General features: G+C 67.2%; 15 protein-coding genes and 1 tRNA gene. 13 read left to right on the plus strand and 3 right to left on the minus strand.

Going from position 1 to position 18,793, the window contains the following annotated elements:
• Position 1: 1 nt before the first annotated feature.
• Entirely contained in the window at positions 2-637 is a 636-nt protein-coding gene (locus tag AB0D53_RS05855) for an NAD(P)H-binding protein (RefSeq protein WP_362440661.1), read from the minus strand.
• An 87-nt stretch (positions 638-724) separates the two neighbouring features.
• Here AB0D53_RS05855 and AB0D53_RS05860 point away from each other — a divergent pair, with 87 nt between their 5' ends.
• Positions 725-1,330: a helix-turn-helix domain-containing protein gene (locus AB0D53_RS05860; RefSeq protein WP_362440664.1), complete on the plus strand. Its 606-nt coding sequence runs from the start codon at positions 725-727 to the stop codon at positions 1,328-1,330.
• 207 nt (positions 1,331-1,537) lie between these two features.
• Here AB0D53_RS05860 and AB0D53_RS05865 read toward each other — a convergent pair whose 3' ends face one another.
• A complete protein-coding gene (locus tag AB0D53_RS05865) occupies positions 1,538-2,560 on the minus strand; it encodes an adenosine deaminase (protein ID WP_362440667.1) in 1,023 nt (340 codons plus the stop codon).
• Positions 2,561-2,683: 123 nt separating this feature from the next.
• Positions 2,684-3,910, minus strand: coding sequence for a pyridoxal phosphate-dependent aminotransferase (locus AB0D53_RS05870; protein WP_362440670.1), 1,227 nt, complete (start codon positions 3,908-3,910; stop codon positions 2,684-2,686).
• A gap of 225 nt (positions 3,911-4,135) precedes the next feature.
• Between AB0D53_RS05870 and AB0D53_RS05875 the strand changes: the two genes are divergently transcribed.
• The 12 genes from AB0D53_RS05875 to rpsG all read left to right on the plus strand — a co-directional run bounded on the left by AB0D53_RS05875 (position 4,136) and on the right by rpsG (position 18,779).
• A tRNA-Trp gene (locus AB0D53_RS05875) sits at positions 4,136-4,208 on the plus strand.
• Positions 4,209-4,314: 106 nt separating this feature from the next.
• The gene (gene secE, locus AB0D53_RS05880) at positions 4,315-4,602 is read left to right on the plus strand and encodes a preprotein translocase subunit SecE (RefSeq protein ID WP_072485564.1); all 288 of its coding nucleotides are present in this window, start codon (positions 4,315-4,317) and stop codon (positions 4,600-4,602) included.
• Positions 4,603-4,676: 74 nt separating this feature from the next.
• A complete protein-coding gene (nusG, locus tag AB0D53_RS05885; protein ID WP_362440674.1) occupies positions 4,677-5,546 on the plus strand; it encodes a transcription termination/antitermination protein NusG in 870 nt (289 codons plus the stop codon).
• A 177-nt stretch (positions 5,547-5,723) separates the two neighbouring features.
• Positions 5,724-6,158, plus strand: coding sequence for a 50S ribosomal protein L11 (gene rplK, locus AB0D53_RS05890; RefSeq protein WP_006126872.1), 435 nt, complete (start codon positions 5,724-5,726; stop codon positions 6,156-6,158).
• Between the two features lie 82 nt (positions 6,159-6,240).
• Positions 6,241-6,963, plus strand: coding sequence for a 50S ribosomal protein L1 (gene rplA, locus AB0D53_RS05895; protein ID WP_093540773.1), 723 nt, complete (start codon positions 6,241-6,243; stop codon positions 6,961-6,963).
• A 162-nt stretch (positions 6,964-7,125) separates the two neighbouring features.
• Positions 7,126-8,028 (plus strand): hypothetical protein, encoded by a 903-nt coding sequence (locus AB0D53_RS05900; RefSeq protein WP_362440677.1) that lies wholly within the window; start codon positions 7,126-7,128, stop codon positions 8,026-8,028.
• Positions 8,029-8,303: 275 nt separating this feature from the next.
• The gene (gene rplJ / locus AB0D53_RS05905) at positions 8,304-8,834 is read left to right on the plus strand and encodes a 50S ribosomal protein L10 (RefSeq protein ID WP_266415516.1); all 531 of its coding nucleotides are present in this window, start codon (positions 8,304-8,306) and stop codon (positions 8,832-8,834) included.
• Positions 8,835-8,945: 111 nt separating this feature from the next.
• Positions 8,946-9,329 (plus strand): 50S ribosomal protein L7/L12, encoded by a 384-nt coding sequence (gene rplL, locus AB0D53_RS05910; RefSeq protein ID WP_362440680.1) that lies wholly within the window; start codon positions 8,946-8,948, stop codon positions 9,327-9,329.
• A gap of 619 nt (positions 9,330-9,948) precedes the next feature.
• A complete protein-coding gene (rpoB, locus tag AB0D53_RS05915) occupies positions 9,949-13,434 on the plus strand; it encodes a DNA-directed RNA polymerase subunit beta (RefSeq protein ID WP_362440683.1) in 3,486 nt (1,161 codons plus the stop codon).
• Between the two features lie 129 nt (positions 13,435-13,563).
• The gene (locus AB0D53_RS05920) at positions 13,564-17,463 is read left to right on the plus strand and encodes a DNA-directed RNA polymerase subunit beta' (protein ID WP_362440686.1); all 3,900 of its coding nucleotides are present in this window, start codon (positions 13,564-13,566) and stop codon (positions 17,461-17,463) included.
• Positions 17,464-17,934: 471 nt separating this feature from the next.
• A complete protein-coding gene (gene rpsL / locus AB0D53_RS05925) occupies positions 17,935-18,306 on the plus strand; it encodes a 30S ribosomal protein S12 (protein ID WP_003948652.1) in 372 nt (123 codons plus the stop codon).
• A 2-nt stretch (positions 18,307-18,308) separates the two neighbouring features.
• A complete protein-coding gene (gene rpsG / locus AB0D53_RS05930; RefSeq protein ID WP_072485550.1) occupies positions 18,309-18,779 on the plus strand; it encodes a 30S ribosomal protein S7 in 471 nt (156 codons plus the stop codon).
• Positions 18,780-18,793 lie beyond the last annotated feature (14 nt).

The raw sequence follows: 18,793 nt of genomic DNA on the forward strand, positions 1-18,793 counted from the left end.
CTCAGTACGCCACGCCCACGCCCTGCCTCACCGACGCCGGGTCGTCGACCAGCGCCAGCATCGCGTGCGCCACATCGGCGCGCGAGATGCTCCGGCCGCTGCGCGGCGTGCTGCCGACGGCCGTGCGGTACTTCCCCGTCAGCGGGCCGTTCGTGAGCTTCGGCGGCCGTACCGACGTCCAGTCCGCCGTGCTCCGGGCCAGCGCGGCCTCCATCCGTGTCAGGTCCGCGTAGACCTCCTTGAGGATCGCCCCGACGGCCCTGCGGGCCAGCCGGTCCGGCAGCGGGTCGTCGGCCGGCCGGGGGCCGACCGGGGCCGCGCTGACCACCAGCAGCCGCCGCACCCCCTCGGCCTCCATCGCCGCCAGCACCGCCCCGGTGAGCCGCTCGGCGACCCCGTCCGCCTTCCGGCCGCGCGAGCCGAGTGCGGAGAGCACGGCGTCCCGGCCCGCGACCGCCTCGCGCAGCGCTTCCGGATCGTCCACCCGCGCGACCGTGTGGACCTGCACGTCGGAGAGCGGGACGGGCAGTCGCGCCGGGTCGCGGACCACCGCCGTCACCTCGTGGCCCGCCGCCACCGCCTGCCGGACGACCTCCTGACCGATACCGCCCGTGGCACCGAACACCGTGATCCTCATTGCGCACCCTCCCAGGGTGGGTAAGTATTCACTCACCCATAGAGTGAGTGGATACTCACCACCTCGTCAAGCTTCGCTGGAGTGCACATGGAGCAGAAGCCGGCCCGCGTCCGCATCATCGACGCCGCCCATCAGCTGATGCTCACCATCGGCCTGGCCCGCGCCACCACCAAGGAGATCGCCAGAGCCGCGGGCTGCTCGGAGGCCGCGCTCTACAAGCACTTCGCGAGCAAGGAAGAACTGTTCGTGGTCGTGCTCAAGGAACGGCTGCCCAGGCTCAACCCGCTGCTGGAACGGCTCGTCGCGTCCCCGGGCGCGGGGGAGCGCACCGTCGAGCGGAACCTCACCGAGATCGCCCGCCAGGCCGCGCTCTTCTACGAGCAGAGCTTCCCGATCGCCGCCTCGCTGTACGCCGAACCCAGGCTCAAGGAACGCCACAACGAGGCGATGAGGGAGCTCGGCACCGGCCCGCACATGCCCGTCCGGGGCCTGGACGCCTATCTGCGCTCCGAGCAGGAGGCCGGCCGGGTGCGGTCCGACGCGGACACCTACGCGGCCGCCTCGCTGCTGCTGGGAGCCTGCGTGCAACGGGCGTTCGCCTACGAGGCCACGGCCGACGGGAGGCCCCCGCAGCCCCTCGACGAATTCGCCGCGTCCCTGGCCAGGACGCTGATGCGGGGTATGGGTGCGTAGCCGCCCCTAGGGGTGTCGGACACATGCCTGCGGCGTCGCGGTGTCCGGCACGCACGCTCACGGCGTTGCCGAAACGCCCACGTGGCTCCTTCCCCGAGCTCTCAGCTGCGTTCGAGCAGGGGAGACCCCATCCGCGGACGCTCCGGCGCCTTGCGGTCGCACGCACCGGACACCGCTCCTCCTCCCGCACTCATGTGTCGGACACCCCTAGTCCGCGGGCTTCGCCAGCCAGTCGTCGACGCCCGCCAGCAGCTCCGCCCGGACCGGGGCGGGCGCGGCGGAGCCCCGCACCGACTGCCGGGCCAGCTCCGCGAGCTCCTCGTCCGTGAACGCGTGATGGCGCCGCACGAGGTCGTACTGCGCGGCCAGCCGGGAACCGAAGAGCAGCGGATCGTCCGCGCCCAGCGCCATCGGCACCCCGGCATCGAACAGCTTGCGCAGGGGTACGTCGGCGGGCTTCTCGTAGACGCCCAGCGCCACGTTCGACGACGGGCAGACCTCGCAGGTCACCCTGCGCTCCGCCAGCCTGCGCAGCAGCCGCGGGTCCTCGGCGGCCCGTACCCCGTGTCCGATCCGGGCCGCGTCGAGATCGTCCAGACAGTCCCGCACGCTGGCGGGGCCGGACAGCTCGCCGCCGTGCGGCGCCGCCAGCAGCCCGCCCTCGCGGGCGATGGCGAAGGCCCGGTCGAAGTCCCGGGCCATCCCGCGCCGCTCGTCGTTGGAGAGCCCGAATCCGACCACGCCACGGTCCGCGTACCGCACCGCGAGCCGGGCGAGCGTCCGGGCGTCCAGCGGATGCTTCATCCGGTTCGCCGCGATCACCACCCGGATCGGCAGCCCGGTCGCGCGCGAGGCGCTGTCCACCGCGTCCAGGATGATCTCGATCGCAGGGATCAGCCCGCCGAGCAGCGGGGCGTACGAGGTGGGGTCGACCTGGATCTCCAGCCAGCCGGAGCCGTCCGCGACATCCTCCTGGGCCGCCTCGCGCACCAGCCGCTGAATGTCCTCGGGCGCCCTGAGGCAGGACCGGGCGATGTCGTAGAGCCGCTGGAAGCGGAACCATCCGCGCTCGTCCGTGGCCCGCAGCTTGGGCGGTTCGCCGCCGGTCAGGGCGTCGGGCAGGTGCACGCCGTACTTGTCGGCGAGTTCGAGCAGGGTCGTCGGCCGCATCGACCCGGTGAAATGCAGGTGCAGGTGGGCCTTGGGCAACAGCCGTACATCACGCTCCATCCCAAGATCCTGCCGCACACGTGGGGTCGAGCGGTAGCCGCTTTCCCCATCGGGTTGACGCCCGAACGCAGAAGCGACCCCCGGCCGGGCGCCGGGGGTCGCTTCTGCCGAATTCGGTACCCGCTACGCCTTGGCCTCGCCCAGCAGCTTCTGGATCCGCGAGACGCCCTCGACGAGGTCCTCGTCACCCAGCGCGTACGAGAGGCGGAGGTAGCCCGGCGTACCGAAGGCCTCGCCCGGCACGACCGCGACCTCGGCCTCGTCCAGGATCAGCGCCGCCAGCTCGACGGAGGTGGCCGGGCGCTTGCCGCGGATCTCCTTGCCGAGCAGCTCCTTCACCGAGGGGTACGCGTAGAACGCGCCCTCGGGCTCCGGGCACAGCACCCCGTCGATCTCGTTGAGCATCCGGACGATGGTCCGACGGCGCCGGTCGAAGGCGGTACGCATCTCGGCGACCGCGTCCAGGTTCCCGGAGACGGCGGCCAGCGCGGCGACCTGGGCCACGTTGGACACGTTGGACGTGGCGTGCGACTGGAGGTTGGTCGCGGCCTTGACGACGTCCTTCGGGCCGATGAGCCAGCCCACCCGCCAGCCGGTCATCGCGTACGTCTTGGCCACGCCGTTGACCACGATGCACTTGTCACGCAGGGCGGGAACGAGCGCGGGCAGCGAGGTGAACTTCGCGTCGCCGTAGACCAGGTGCTCGTAGATCTCGTCGGTCAGCACCCACAGGCCGTGCTCGACGGCCCACTCACCGATCGCCTTGGCGTCGGCCTCGCTGTACACGGCACCGGTCGGGTTCGAGGGGGAGACGAACAGGACGACCTTCGTGCGCTCGGTGCGCGCCGCCTCCAGCTGCTCGACGGAGACCCGGTAGCCGGTGGTCTCGTCGGCCACTACCTCCACCGGGACACCGCCGGCCAGCCGGATCGACTCGGGGTAGGTGGTCCAGTACGGGGCGGGCACGACGACCTCGTCGCCCGGGTCGAGGATCGCGGCGAACGCCTCGTAGATGGCCTGCTTGCCACCGTTGGTCACCAGGATCTGCGAGGTGTCGACCTCGTAGCCCGAGTCGCGCAGCGTCTTCTCCGCGATGGCGGCCTTGAGCTCGGGGAGCCCGCCCGCCGGGGTGTAGCGGTGGTACTTCGGGTTGCGGCAGGCCTCGACCGCGGCGTCGACGATGTAGCCGGGGGTCGGGAAGTCGGGCTCACCGGCACCGAAGCCGATCACCGGACGGCCGGCGGCCTTGAGGGCCTTGGCCTTGGCGTCGACGGCGAGGGTGGCGGATTCGGAGATCGCACCGATGCGGGCGGAGACCCGGCGCTCGGAGGGGGAAGTTGCAGCGCTCATGGTCCCCATGGTTTCAGACCGTGATCCCTGTCGGCACAGCGGTTTCAGGGACCGGACAGGACTCGGACAGCATGCGGACAACATGCGGCCAGGAGCGGTCGGGAGCTATCTGTTCGACGCCGGGCCGCTGAACACGTACACTCACCTGTCGTTGGCCTTCACCAGCCGCACCGTTCCTGCACCGGAACCATCCGGGGAGATGCGGTAGGTTGGTGGAAACCACAAAGGGTCGTAGCTCAATTGGTAGAGCACTGGTCTCCAAAACCAGCGGTTGGGGGTTCAAGTCCCTCCGGCCCTGCTACACACTCCTTCGCCAGGATGTGTGCGCATGTACGTACTTCTATGCACCGCCGTGCGGCTCCACCGGGCGCGGCACGGCCATGACCCGGAATCAGGTGAGAAGCGTGACGGACGCCGTGGGCTCCATCGACATGCCTGATGCCGAGGATGAAGTACCCGAGTCGAAGAAGAAGACCCGGAAGGGCGGCAAGCGCGGAAAGAAGGGCCCTCTGGGCCGCCTCGCGCTGTTCTACCGCCAGATCGTCGCCGAGTTGCGCAAGGTCGTCTGGCCGACTCGTAGTCAGCTGACGACGTACACCAGCGTGGTGATTGTCTTCGTCGTCGTCATGATCGGTCTGGTTACCGTGATTGACTTCGGATTCCAGCGGGTCATCAAGTACGTCTTCGGCTGATCCCGCGGAGGGCGCCTCATGGGCGCCCCTTTCGCATGTTCCACCCATTTGTGATCCAGGAAGAAGCAGCCACCGTGTCTGACCCGAACCTGAACGACGCCGTCGAGCCGACGGCGGGCGCCTTCGAGTCCGCCGAGGACGAGCTCGACATCGTCGAGGCGGCGGACGCCGAGGAGCCGGACCAGGCCGAAGCTGCCGACGCCGCCGCTGGTGAGCCCGCCGAGCAGGCCGCCGTGAACGTCGAGGACGAGGAAGAGGCCGCGGAGGCCGACGCCGAATCCGAGAGCGACGAGGACGACGAGGAGGAGGCCGAGCCGGCCGCTCCCGTCGACGCCGTCACCGCCCTGCGCGACGAGCTGCGTGGCCTTCCCGGCGAGTGGTACGTCATCCACACGTACGCCGGCTACGAGAAGCGCGTGAAGGCCAACCTGGAGCAGCGCGCCGTCTCGCTCAACGTCGAGGACTTCATCTACCAGGCCGAAGTGCCCGAGGAAGAGATCGTCCAGATCAAGAACGGTGAGCGCAAGAACGTTCGCCAGAACAAGCTCCCGGGCTACGTCCTGGTGCGCATGGACCTGACGAACGAGTCCTGGGGCGTCGTCCGCAACACCCCCGGTGTCACCGGCTTCGTGGGCAACGCCTACGACCCGTACCCGCTGACCCTGGACGAGATCGTCAAGATGCTCGCCCCGGAGGCCGAGGAGAAGGCCGCCCGCGAGGCCGCCGAGGCCGAGGGCAAGCCGGCTCCGGCCCGCAAGGTCGAGGTCCAGGTGCTCGACTTCGAGGTCGGCGACTCGGTCACCGTCACCGACGGCCCGTTCGCGACGCTGCAGGCGACGATCAACGAGATCAACGCCGACTCGAAGAAGGTCAAGGGCCTCGTCGAGATCTTCGGCCGCGAGACCCCGGTCGAGCTCAGCTTCGACCAGATCCAGAAGAACTAGCGGTTTTCCGCCAGTTCCTGGACACATGCCTACCGAGCAGGTCAGACCGGCTGAGAAGCCCGTCTGACCTGCTCGGTTTTTGGTCGCGCAGCTATACCCGTTATCGTTGTGCGGTATGCCTCCATCCGGATGATCGGACGGCGGCGAAACAACTCTCACTAGGACCCGGAGAGAGCAATGCCTCCCAAGAAGAAGAAGGTCACGGGGCTTATCAAGCTCCAGATCAACGCCGGTGCGGCCAACCCGGCCCCGCCGGTCGGCCCCGCGCTCGGCCAGCACGGCGTCAACATCATGGAATTCTGCAAGGCCTACAACGCCGCGACCGAGTCGCAGCGTGGCATGGTCGTGCCGGTGGAGATCACGGTCTACGAAGACCGTTCCTTCACCTTCGTCACCAAGACTCCGCCGGCCGCGAAGCTGATCCTCAAGGCCGCGGGCGTGGAGAAGGGCTCCGGCGAGCCGCACAAGACCAAGGTCGCCAAGCTGACGGCTGCCCAGGTCCGTGAGATCGCCACGACGAAGCTCCCCGACCTGAACGCCAACGACCTCGACGCCGCGTCGAAGATCATCGCTGGCACCGCCCGTTCCATGGGCATCACGGTCGAAGGCTGATTCAGCCCCTCACACCCCCAGTGGTAGGGCCAAGCGCTGGCCCGCACCACGACTCCACACCCTGAAACCAACAGGAGTAGAAGTGAAGCGCAGCAAGAACCTCCGCGCTGCGGACGCCAAGGTCGACCGGTCGCGCAACTACGCGCCGCTCGAGGCCGTCCGTCTCGCCAAGGACACCGCCTCCACCAAGTTCGACGGCACCGTCGAGGTCGCGTTCTGCCTGGGTGTCGACCCGCGCAAGGCCGACCAGATGGTCCGTGGCACCGTGAACCTCCCGCACGGCACCGGCAAGACCGCCCGGGTCCTGGTCTTCGCGACCGGTGACCGTGCTGCGGCCGCGGAAGCCGCTGGAGCCGACATCGTCGGCGCCGACGAGCTCATCGACGAGGTGGCGAAGGGCCGTCTGGACTTCGACGCCGTCGTCGCCACTCCGGACCTCATGGGCAAGGTCGGCCGCCTCGGCCGCGTGCTCGGTCCGCGTGGTCTGATGCCGAACCCGAAGACCGGCACCGTCACCCCCGACGTCGTGAAGGCTGTCAACGACATCAAGGGCGGCAAGATCGAGTTCCGCGTCGACAAGCACTCGAACCTGCACTTCATCATCGGCAAGACGTCGTTCGACGACACCAAGCTGGTGGAGAACTACGCAGCGGCGCTGGAGGAGATCCTCCGTCTGAAGCCGTCCGCCGCCAAGGGCCGCTACATCAAGAAGGCCACCCTGGCCACCACGATGGGCCCCGGCATCCCGCTGGACGCCAACCGCACCCGTAACCTCCTCGTCGAGGAGGACCCGGCCGCCGTCTGAGCCCTCGCGCTCGGCAGCACGCCGCGTCACGTGTGACATTGACGGGCCCCGCAACCTTTCGAGGTGCGGGGCCCGTCCTTGTATCCGTATTGCCGGAGGCTGTGTCGGACCTGTGCGTTAGCGTGAGGCCCCGACAGAGCCGAACGAGGGGTGGAAGCTGACATGAGGACCAGTACCGTGCGACGCGTGTGTCTGTCGGTGGCGGTGGCAGCGACGCTGACGTCGGTCGCGGCCTGCAATGGATCGGACAGCGGCAAGAGCGACAGCAAGGGCAGCGGCGTCGTGAAGGCCGACCCGATCGCCGCGCTGCTCGACGTGCAGAAGAAGACCGGCGGGGAGAGCTCGGCGAAGGTCGAGGGCAGCACCCAGATGGGCACCACCATGTCCATGGAGCAGACCGGCGCCATCGACTGGGCCGACGGTCTCACCGGCACCATGGAGATCACGTACACCGGCGGCAGCATGGCGGACGCCATGAAGCAGACCGGCGGCACCGGCACGATGCAGGCCCGCTACTTCAAGGACGGCTACGTCGTCAACATGGGCGACGGCTTCGCGAAGCAGGCCGGCGGCAAGCACTGGATCAGCTACGGCTACGCCGACCTCGCCAAGCTGGCGGGCGCCTCCGGCGAGGCGATGAAGCAGCAGATGCAGAACACCACGCCGGACCAGGGCGTGAAGTCGCTGCTGGCCTCCGGCGACGTGAAGAAGGTCGGCAAGGAGGACGTCCGGGGCGTCTCCACCACGCACTACTCCGGCACCGTCGACGTCGCCGCCCTGACGGCGAAGAACTCCGAGCTCGACGCCGGCCAGCTGGAGCAGCTGAAGAAGCAGCTGAGCGACGCCGGCATCACCACGGAGACGGTCGACCTCTGGGTCGACGACAACGACCTGCTGGTCAAGAAGACCGAGCGCGGCCAGATGAAGACCGGTGAGCTCAACTCCACGGTGTACTACAGCGACTACGGCACGAAGGTCTCGGTCGAGCAGCCCCCGGCCTCCGACACGGTCGACTTCGCCGAGCTCCTGAAGCAGCAGCAGGGAGCGGGTTCGGGCGCGTCCTGACCCTCCCGGGCCGCCCGGAGCGGGACGGATTTGCTCGGCGCGACCACGGTCGCGTACTCTCCTACAGAAGCCAAAGACCGCTGGTCGTTGCTGTGCTCTCGCAAGAGGGAACAGTGACCGAAGGATCCGTTGAGTACGGGCGACCTGCGCAGGTGACTGTGGAAAGCTCCCGGACTTCGTTCGGTCGAGCTACGCCCTGGCGCCCGCGCCGGGGCGTTTCGTCTTTCCCGGCCCCTTCTGAGCGGTCCTCATCACCCGGAAGGAGGCCGACGCTCATGGCAAGGCCCGACAAGGCTGCCGCGGTAGCCGAGCTGACGGACCAGTTCCGCAGCTCGAACGCCGCCGTGCTGACCGAGTACCGGGGTCTCACCGTGGCGCAGCTCAAGACGCTGCGTCGTTCGCTCGGTGAGAACGCCCAGTACGCCGTGGTGAAGAACACGCTGACCAAGATTGCGGCCAACGAGGCCGGGATCACTTCGCTGGACGACCAGTTCACTGGTCCGACGGCGGTTGCCTTCATCACCGGTGACCCGGTGGAGTCGGCGAAGGGTCTTCGTGACTTCGCCAAGGAGAACCCCAACCTCATCATCAAGGGCGGTGTCCTTGATGGTAAGGCGCTGACCGCGGATGAGATCAAGAAGCTCGCGGACCTCGAGTCCCGCGAGGTTCTGCTCGCCAAGCTGGCGGGCGCCATGAAGGGCAAGCAGACTCAGGCTGCTCAGGTCTTCCAGGCGCTCCCGTCGAAGTTCGTCCGCACCGCGGAGGCGCTTCGTGCCAAGCAGGCCGAGCAGGGCGGTGCCGAGTAATTCGGCTCGCGCAATGATCGTCGCCCACTAGGGCGACGGTCGCAGCGGGCCGAACGTACGCCCGCCGACATGTACATCCGGCACCTGCCGAATTAGTGGAAGGACGCCATCATGGCGAAGCTGTCCCAGGACGACCTGCTCGCGCAGTTCGAAGAGATGACCCTCATCGAGCTCTCCGAGTTCGTGAAGGCCTTCGAGGCGAAGTTCGACGTCACCGCCGCCGCCGCGGTCGCCGTTGCCGCCCCGGGTGCCCCCGGTGCTGCCGCTGAGGCCGTCGAGGAGCAGGACGAGTTCGACGTCATCCTCACCGGCGCCGGCGAGAAGAAGATCCAGGTCATCAAGGTCGTGCGTGAGCTGACCTCGCTGGGCCTGAAGGAGGCCAAGGACCTCGTCGACGGCACCCCGAAGCCGGTCCTCGAGAAGGTCGCCAAGGAGGCCGCCGAGAAGGCTGCCGAGTCCCTCAAGGCCGCCGGCGCTTCCGTCGAGGTCAAGTGACTCAGGGAGTCTGCTGACTCCTTCTGACGCCTCCTGCCGTACGGCACGGACGTCATCACACGAAGGGCGATCACCCATCCGGGTGGTCGCCTTTCGGCGTTCCCGAGGCGGCTGCCTTGCTCTTCCGGCGGCGACGAGTATGGTGATCATCGCCGTTGCCTCTCCGGGGGCGGCCGACCGGCGCCGGGCGGCGGTCGGGTGAGGACCTCGGGGCTCTGTCCCCGCAGGGGGGCCTTGACGAACCGCACGAGGCGCGCAATTCTCAGGACGCGTCGTCACATCGATCCGAATCCGAGGCATGGATCGTGTGAGAAGCGGGCAGTAAAGAAGAGCGCACCACGCGCAAGGGCTAGCCATAGGTGTTGAGAACAGCTGTTGAGAGCAACGTGGGTCTCTGAGAACCCCGACTGGACATCAGTGTGCCGTTTGGCTACACTGACCCTTTGCGCTGCCTGTTAGCTGCCCCCTGCCCGTCACCAGGGGCATGCCCTCGCTTCAGCATCGATGACTGATCGTCTCTGACCTGGCCTTTTCGGTCGAATCAGGAATTGACTGTCACCGTGTCCGGCTTGGGACCGGTACGCGCGTAGTGAGTCCGAGCCCTCGGAAGGACCCCCTCTTGGCCGCCTCGCGCAACGCCTCGACCGCGAATACGAACAACGGTGCCAGCACCGCCCCGCTGCGCATCTCCTTTGCAAAGATCAAGGAGCCCCTCGAGGTTCCGAACCTCCTCGCGCTGCAGACCGAGAGCTTTGACTGGCTCCTCGGCAATGCCGCATGGAAGGCTCGCGTCGAGGCTGCTCTGGACAGCGGACAGAACGTCCCGACCAAGTCCGGCCTGGAAGAGATCTTCGAGGAGATCTCGCCGATCGAGGACTTCTCCGGGTCGATGTCGCTGACTTTCCGCGACCACCGCTTCGAGCCCCCGAAGAACTCGATCGACGAGTGCAAGGAGCGCGACTTCACGTTCGCCGCCCCGCTCTTCGTCACCGCCGAGTTCACCAACAACGAGACCGGCGAGATCAAGTCCCAGACGGTCTTCATGGGCGACTTCCCGCTCATGACCAACAAGGGCACCTTCGTCATCAACGGCACCGAGCGTGTCGTCGTGTCGCAGCTGGTCCGCTCGCCGGGTGTCTACTTCGACTCCTCCATCGACAAGACGTCCGACAAGGACATCTTCTCCGCCAAGATCATCCCGTCCCGGGGTGCCTGGCTGGAGATGGAGATCGACAAGCGCGACATGGTCGGTGTCCGCATCGACCGCAAGCGCAAGCAGTCCGTCACCGTTCTCCTGAAGGCTCTCGGCTGGACCACCGAGCAGATCCTGGAGGAGTTCGGCGAGTACGAGTCGATGCGCGCCACCCTGGAGAAGGACCACACCCAGGGCCAGGACGACGCGCTGCTCGACATCTACCGCAAGCTGCGTCCGGGCGAGCCGCCCACCCGTGAGGCCGCTCAGACGCTGCTCGAGAACCTCTACTTCAACCCGAAGCGCTACGACCTCGCGAAGGTCGGCCGCTACAAGGTGAACAAGAAGCTCGGCGCCGACGAGCCGCTCGACGCCGGTGTGCTCACCAGCGACGACGTCATCGCGACGATCAAGTACCTGGTCAAGCTGCACGCCGGTGAGACCGAGACGGTCGGCGAGTCCGGCCGCTCGATCATGGTCGAGACCGATGACATCGACCACTTCGGCAACCGTCGTATCCGTAACGTCGGCGAGCTGATCCAGAACCAGGTCCGTACGGGTCTCGCCCGTATGGAGCGCGTCGTGCGCGAGCGCATGACCACCCAGGACGTCGAGGCGATCACGCCGCAGACCCTGATCAACATCCGGCCGGTCGTCGCCTCCATCAAGGAGTTCTTCGGCACCAGCCAGCTGTCCCAGTTCATGGACCAGAACAACCCGCTGTCGGGCCTGACGCACAAGCGTCGTCTCAACGCGCTGGGCCCGGGTGGTCTCTCCCGTGAGCGGGCCGGCTTCGAGGTCCGTGACGTGCACCCGTCGCACTACGGCCGCATGTGCCCGATCGAGACGCCCGAAGGCCCGAACATCGGTCTGATCGGCTCGCTGGCCTCCTACGGCCGGATCAACGCGTTCGGCTTCATCGAGACGCCGTACCGCAAGGTCGTCGAGGGCCAGGTCACCGACGAGGTCGACTACCTGACCGCCGACGAGGAGGACCGCTTCGTCATCGCGCAGGCCAACGCGCCGCTGAGCGACGAGCTCCGCTTCGTCGAGAACCGTGTGCTGGTCCGCCGCCGTGGCGGCGAGGTCGACTACGTGCCCGGCACGGACGTCGACTACATGGACGTCTCGCCGCGCCAGATGGTGTCCGTCGCGACCGCGATGATCCCCTTCCTGGAGCACGACGACGCCAACCGTGCCCTCATGGGCGCGAACATGATGCGTCAGGCGGTGCCGCTGATCAAGTCGGAGGCCCCGCTCGTCGGCACCGGCATGGAGTACCGCTGCGCCACCGACGCCGGCGACGTGCTCAAGGCCGAGAAGGACGGTGTGGTCCAGGAGGTCTCCGCGGACTACATCACCGTCACCAACGACGACGGCACGTACACCACGTACCGCATCGCCAAGTTCATGCGCTCCAACCAGGGCACCTCGGTCAACCAGAAGGTTGTCGTCTCCGAGGGCGACCGGGTCGTCGCCGACCAGGTCCTCGCCGACGGTCCGGCCACCGAGAACGGTGAGATGGCCCTCGGCAAGAACCTGCTCGTGGCGTTCATGCCGTGGGAGGGTCACAACTACGAGGACGCGATCATCCTGTCGCAGCGCCTCGTGCAGGACGACGTCCTCTCCTCGATCCACATCGAGGAGCACGAGGTCGACGCCCGTGACACCAAGCTCGGCCCGGAGGAGATCACCCGGGACATCCCGAACGTCTCCGAGGAGGTCCTCGCCGACCTCGACGAGCGCGGCATCATCCGTATCGGTGCCGAGGTCGTCGCCGGTGACATCCTCGTCGGCAAGGTCACGCCCAAGGGTGAGACCGAGCTGACCCCCGAGGAGCGCCTGCTCCGCGCGATCTTCGGTGAGAAGGCGCGCGAGGTGCGCGACACCTCGCTGAAGGTGCCGCACGGTGAGATCGGCAAGGTCATCGGTGTCCGCGTCTTCGACCGCGAAGAGGGCGACGAGCTGCCGCCGGGCGTGAACCAGCTGGTCCGCGTCTACGTCGCGCAGAAGCGCAAGATCACCGACGGTGACAAGCTCGCCGGCCGTCACGGCAACAAGGGCGTCATCTCGAAGATCCTGCCGATCGAGGACATGCCGTTCCTGGAGGACGGCACCCCGGTCGACATCATCCTCAACCCGCTGGGTGTCCCGTCCCGAATGAACCCGGGACAGGTCCTGGAGATCCACCTCGGCTGGCTCGCCAGCCGCGGCTGGGACGTCTCCGGCCTCGGTGACGAGTGGGCCAAGCGCCTGCAGGTCATCGGCGCCGACCAGGTCGCCCCCGGCACCAACGTCGCCACCCCCGTCTTCGACGGTGCGCGCGAGGACGAGATCTCCGGTCTCTTCGAGGCCACGATCCCGAACCGCGACGGCGACCGCCTGGTGCAGCCCTCCGGCAAGGCCAACCTGTTCGACGGCCGCTCCGGCGAGCCGTTCCCGGACCCGGTCTCGGTCGGCTACATGTACATCCTCAAGCTGCACCACCTCGTCGACGACAAGCTGCACGCTCGTTCGACGGGTCCGTACTCCATGATCACCCAGCAGCCGCTGGGTGGTAAGGCACAGTTCGGTGGTCAGCGATTCGGTGAGATGGAGGTGTGGGCCCTTGAGGCATACGGCGCCGCATACGCCCTCCAGGAGCTCCTGACGATCAAGTCCGACGACGTGACCGGCCGTGTGAAGGTCTACGAGGCCATCGTCAAGGGCGAGAACATCCCCGAGCCGGGCATCCCTGAGTCCTTCAAGGTGCTCATCAAGGAAATGCAGTCGCTCTGCCTCAACGTGGAGGTGCTGTCCTCGGACGGCATGTCCATCGAGATGCGCGACACCGACGAGGACGTCTTCCGCGCGGCGGAGGAGCTCGGTATCGACCTGTCCCGGCGCGAGCCGAGCAGCGTCGAAGAGGTCTGACGGGTTGGCCGGCCGGATCCCCGTGATCCGGCCGGCTCTCCCCGGACCCGTTCAGACCATTGCTGAAGTGCCCCGATTTCTCGCCTGACGCGAGGGGGCTCGAACCCCCGAAAGAGGGATTGACGACAAGTGCTCGACGTCAACTTCTTCGACGAGCTGCGGATCGGCCTTGCCACCGCGGACGACATCCGTACCTGGTCCCACGGCGAAGTGAAGAAGCCGGAGACCATCAACTACCGCACGCTCAAGCCCGAAAAGGACGGACTCTTCTGCGAGAAGATCTTCGGTCCGACCCGGGACTGGGAGTGCTACTGCGGCAAGTACAAGCGTGTCCGCTTCAAGGGCATCATCTGTGAGCGCTGTGGCGTCGAGGTCACGCGCGCCAAGGTGCGCCGTGAGCGCATGGGTCACATCGAGCTTGCCGCTCCCGTCACCCACATCTGGTACTTCAAGGGCGTCCCGTCGCGTCTGGGCTACCTCCTCGACCTCGCGCCGAAGGACCTCGAGAAGGTCATCTACTTCGCCGCGTACATGATCACGTTCGTGGACGAGGAGCGCCGTACGCGCGACCTGCCGTCGCTGGAGGCGCACGTCTCCGTCGAGCGTCAGCAGATCGAGAACCGTCGCGACGCCGACCTGGAAGCCCGCGCCAAGAAGCTCGAGACCGACCTGGCCGAGCTGGAGGCCGAGGGCGCCAAGGCCGACGTGCGCCGCAAGGTGCGCGAAGGTGCCGAGCGCGAGATGAAGCAGCTGCGCGACCGTGCGCAGCGCGAGATCGACCGTCTCGACGAGGTGTGGAGCCGCTTCAAGAACCTCAAGGTCCAGGACCTGGAGGGCGACGAGCTGCTCTACCGCGAGCTGCGTGACCGCTTCGGCACGTACTTCGACGGCTGCATGGGCGCCGCCGCGCTGCAGAAGCGCCTGGAGTCCTTCGACCTCGACGAGGAGGCCGAGCGCCTCCGCGAGATCATCCGTACCGGCAAGGGCCAGAAGAAGACCCGTGCGCTCAAGCGCCTCAAGGTCGTCTCCGCGTTCCTGCAGACCAGCAACAAGCCCAAGGGCATGGTGCTCGACTGCGTGCCGGTCATCCCGCCGGACCTGCGTCCGATGGTGCAGCTGGACGGTGGCCGCTTCGCGACCTCCGACCTGAACGACCTGTACCGCCGTGTGATCAACCGCAACAACCGCCTCAAGCGTCTCCTTGACCTCGGTGCCCCCGAGATCATCGTGAACAACGAGAAGCGGATGCTGCAGGAGGCCGTCGACGCGCTGTTCGACAACGGCCGCCGCGGTCGCCCGGTCACCGGTCCCGGCAACCGCCCGCTCAAGTCCCTCAGCGACATGCTGAAGGGCAAGCAGGGCCGATTCCGTCAGAACCTTCTCGGTAAGCGTGTGGACTACTCCGCGCGTTCCGTGATCGTCGTCGGCCCGCAGCTCAAGCTGCACCAGTGCGGTCTGCCGAAGGCCATGGCGCTGGAGCTCTTCAAGCCGTTCGTGATGAAGCGCCTGGTCGACCTGAACCACGCGCAGAACATCAAGTCGGCCAAGCGCATGGTCGAGCGCGGCCGCACCGTGGTGTACGACGTCCTCGAAGAGGTCATCGCCGAGCACCCGGTGCTGCTGAACCGTGCCCCGACCCTGCACCGCCTCGGCATCCAGGCCTTCGAGCCGCAGCTGGTCGAGGGCAAGGCCATCCAGATCCACCCGCTCGTCTGCACCGCGTTCAACGCGGACTTCGACGGTGACCAGATGGCCGTGCACCTGCCGCTCTCCGCGGAGGCGCAGGCCGAGGCCCGCATCCTGATGCTGTCCTCGAACAACATCCTGAAGCCGGCCGACGGTCGTCCCGTCACCATGCCGACCCAGGACATGGTGCTGGGCCTGTTCTTCCTCACCACGGACGAGGAGGAGCGCAAGGTCGTCGGCCAGGGCCGTTCCTTCGGCTCCACGGCCGAGGCGATCATGGCCTTCGACGCCCGCGAGCTGTCGCTCCAGGCGAAGGTCGACATCCGCTTCCCGGTGGGCACCATCCCGCCGCGTGGCTGGGTGCCGCCGGTCGCCGAGGAGGGCGAGCAGGAGTACCAGCAGGGCGACACGTTCCGGCTGCGTACGTCCCTGGGCCGCGCGCTCTTCAACGAGCTGCTGCCCGAGGACTACCCGTTCGTCGACTACTCGGTCGGCAAGAAGCAGCTCTCCGAGATCGTCAACGACCTCGCCGAGCGCTACCCCAAGGTCATCGTGGCGGCGACGCTCGACAACCTGAAGGCGGCGGGCTTCCACTGGGCGACCCGTTCCGGTGTCACCGTGGCCATCTCCGACGTCGTGGTCCCCGAGGCCAAGAAGGCGATCGTCGCCGGCTACGAGGCGCAGGACGAGAAGGTCCAGAAGCAGTACGAGCGCGGTCTGATCACCAAGGACGAGCGCACGCAGGAACTCATCGCGATCTGGACCAAGGCGACCAACGAGGTCGCCGAGGCGATGAACGCGAACTTCCCCAAGACGAACCCCATCTTCATGATGGTTGACTCGGGTGCCCGAGGAAACATGATGCAGATGCGTCAGATCGCCGGTATGCGTGGTCTGGTGTCCAACGCCAAGAACGAGACGATCCCGCGTCCCATCAAGGCGTCCTTCCGTGAGGGCCTCACCGTTCTGGAGTACTTCATCTCCACGCACGGTGCCCGTAAGGGTCTGGCGGACACCGCCCTGCGTACCGCCGACTCGGGTTACCTGACCCGTCGTCTGGTGGACGTCTCGCAGGACGTGATCATCCGCGAGGAGGACTGCGGCACCGACCGCGGCCTCAAGCTGAAGATCGCCGTCAAGGGTGCGGACGGTGTGCTCCGCAAGACGGAGGACGTCGAGACCTCGGTCTACGCCCGCATGCTCGCCGAGGACGTCGTCGTCGACGGCAAGGTCATCGCGCCTGCCAACGTCGACCTCGGTGACGTCCTGATCGACGCCCTGGTGGGCGCCGGCGTCGAGGAGGTCAAGACCCGTTCGGTCCTGACCTGTGAGTCCGCGGTCGGCACCTGTGCCTTCTGCTACGGACGCTCGCTCGCCACCGGCAAGCTGGTCGACATCGGTGAGGCGGTCGGCATCATCGCCGCCCAGTCCATCGGTGAGCCCGGTACCCAGCTGACGATGCGTACCTTCCACACCGGTGGTGTGGCCGGTGACGACATCACCCAGGGTCTGCCCCGAGTCGTCGAGCTCTTCGAAGCCCGTACGCCCAAGGGTGTCGCCCCGATCTCGGAGTCCGCGGGCCGGGTCCGGATCGAGGAGACCGAGAAGACCAAGAAGATCGTGGTCACGCCGGACGACGGCAGCGACGAGATCCCCTTCCCGATCTCGAAGCGCGCCCGTCTGCTCGTCGGCGAGGGCGACCACGTCGAGGTGGGCCAGAAGCTCACCGTGGGTGCCACCAACCCGCACGACGTGCTGCGCATCCTCGGCCAGCGCGCGGTCCAGGTCCACCTGGTCGGCGAGGTCCAGAAGGTCTACAACTCGCAGGGCGTGTCGATCCACGACAAGCACATCGAGATCATCATCCGGCAGATGCTGCGCCGTGTGACGATCATCGAGTCCGGCGACGCGGAGCTGCTGCCGGGCGAGCTCGTCGAGCGCTCGAAGTTCGAGACCGAGAACCGTCGTGTGGTCACCGAGGGCGGTCACCCCGCCTCCGGCCGTCCGCAGCTGATGGGTATCACCAAGGCCTCGCTGGCGACGGAGTCCTGGCTGTCGGCCGCCTCCTTCCAGGAGACGACCCGAGTCCTGACGGATGCGGCGATCAACGCCAAGTCCGACAGCCTCATCGGCCTCAAGGAGAACGTCATCATCGGTAAGCTCATCCCGGCCGGTACGGGTCTGTCCCGCTACCGCAACATCCGGGTCGAGCCGACCGAGGAGGCCAAGGCCGCGATGTACTCGGCCGTCGGCTACGACGACATCGACTACTCGCCGTTCGGCACGGGCTCCGGCCAGGCCGTTCCGCTGGAGGACTACGACTACGGTCCGTACAACCAGTAAGCGAGTCGTCTGACCGACCGGAGGGCGGTCACCCCGTTTCGTACGGGGTGGCCGCCCTCCGGCGTGTTTCACGTCACTGCCCTGCGGTGGGGCCTCGGCCGGCCGAGGGGAGGCTCCTGAGCCGCCCGGGAGCGGGCTCCAGGGCTCTGTACGGGGCGGTACGGGCCCGCACGGGGTGCGGAGGCTACGGGTACGGGTCGGGAGAAGCCGGGCACTCGTCACGGCGTGTCGCGGTGGACCGCATTTGTTTTGACCGGAGTCGACGAGGTAGGTACGCTCAGACCTTGTGCCTGGGGTGTGCCTGGGCTCGTGTGCGTGTCCTCAGCCGCACGGCGAGTCCGTCAGTGGTCACCGCAATCTGCGCTCCCTCTGCCTTGCGGCAGAAGCCTGCAGTATTCGACACACCCGACCGCGTGGGTCGGTGACGTTCCAGGTTAGTTTCACGAACGGCACACAGAAACCGGAGAAGTAGTGCCTACGATCCAGCAGCTGGTCCGGAAGGGCCGGCAGGACAAGGTCGAGAAGAACAAGACGCCCGCGCTCGAGGGTTCGCCCCAGCGCCGCGGCGTCTGCACGCGTGTGTTCACGACCACCCCGAAGAAGCCGAACTCGGCCCTCCGTAAGGTCGCGCGTGTGCGTCTGACCTCCGGTATCGAGGTCACGGCCTACATCCCGGGTGAGGGACACAACCTGCAGGAGCACTCCATCGTGCTCGTGCGTGGTGGCCGTGTGAAGGACCTGCCGGGTGTTCGTTACAAGATCATCCGCGGCTCGCTCGACACCCAGGGTGTCAAGAACCGCAAGCAGGCCCGCAGCCGCTACGGCGCCAAGAAGGAGAAGTAAGAATGCCTCGTAAGGGCCCCGCCCCGAAGCGCCCGGTCATCATCGACCCGGTCTACAACTCTCCTCTTGTCACCTCGCTGATCAACAAGATCCTGCTGGACGGCAAGCGTTCCACCGCCGAGCGGATCGTGTACGGCGCCATGGAGGGCCTCCGCGAGAAGACCGGCAACGACCCGGTCATCACGCTGAAGCGCGCGCTTGAGAACGTCAAGCCCTCGCTCGAGGTCAAGTCCCGCCGTGTCGGTGGCGCCACCTACCAGGTGCCGATCGAGGTCAAGCCCGGTCGCGCCTCCACCCTCGCGCTGCGCTGGCTCGTGGGTTACTCCCGCGCCCGCCGTGAGAAGACCATGACCGAGCGCCTCATGAACGAGCTGCTCGACGCCTCCAACGGTCTTGGCGCTGCCGTCAAGAAGCGCGAGGACACCCACAAGATGGCCGAGTCCAACAAGGCCTTCGCGCACTACCGCTGGTAGTCGCTACCCACATC

This window comes from Streptomyces sp. NPDC048295, assembly GCF_040652135.1.
Classification (GTDB): Bacteria; Actinomycetota; Actinomycetes; order Streptomycetales; family Streptomycetaceae; genus Streptomyces.

Excerpts from the sequence above, each read along its gene's own strand:
- AB0D53_RS05855 (WP_362440661.1), bottom strand. The coding sequence starts at position 637 with ATGAGGATCACGGTGTTCGGTGCCACGGGCGGTATCGGTCAGGAGGTC.
- AB0D53_RS05860 (WP_362440664.1), top strand. The coding sequence starts at position 725 with ATGGAGCAGAAGCCGGCCCGCGTCCGCATCATCGACGCCGCCCATCAG.
- AB0D53_RS05865 (WP_362440667.1), bottom strand. The coding sequence starts at position 2,560 with ATGGAGCGTGATGTACGGCTGTTGCCCAAGGCCCACCTGCACCTGCAT.
- AB0D53_RS05870 (WP_362440670.1), bottom strand. The coding sequence starts at position 3,910 with ATGAGCGCTGCAACTTCCCCCTCCGAGCGCCGGGTCTCCGCCCGCATC.
- rplK (WP_006126872.1), top strand. The coding sequence starts at position 5,724 with ATGCCTCCCAAGAAGAAGAAGGTCACGGGGCTTATCAAGCTCCAGATC.
- AB0D53_RS05900 (WP_362440677.1), top strand. The coding sequence starts at position 7,126 with ATGAGGACCAGTACCGTGCGACGCGTGTGTCTGTCGGTGGCGGTGGCA.
- rplJ (WP_266415516.1), top strand. The coding sequence starts at position 8,304 with ATGGCAAGGCCCGACAAGGCTGCCGCGGTAGCCGAGCTGACGGACCAG.
- rplL (WP_362440680.1), top strand. The coding sequence starts at position 8,946 with ATGGCGAAGCTGTCCCAGGACGACCTGCTCGCGCAGTTCGAAGAGATG.
- rpsG (WP_072485550.1), top strand. The coding sequence starts at position 18,309 with ATGCCTCGTAAGGGCCCCGCCCCGAAGCGCCCGGTCATCATCGACCCG.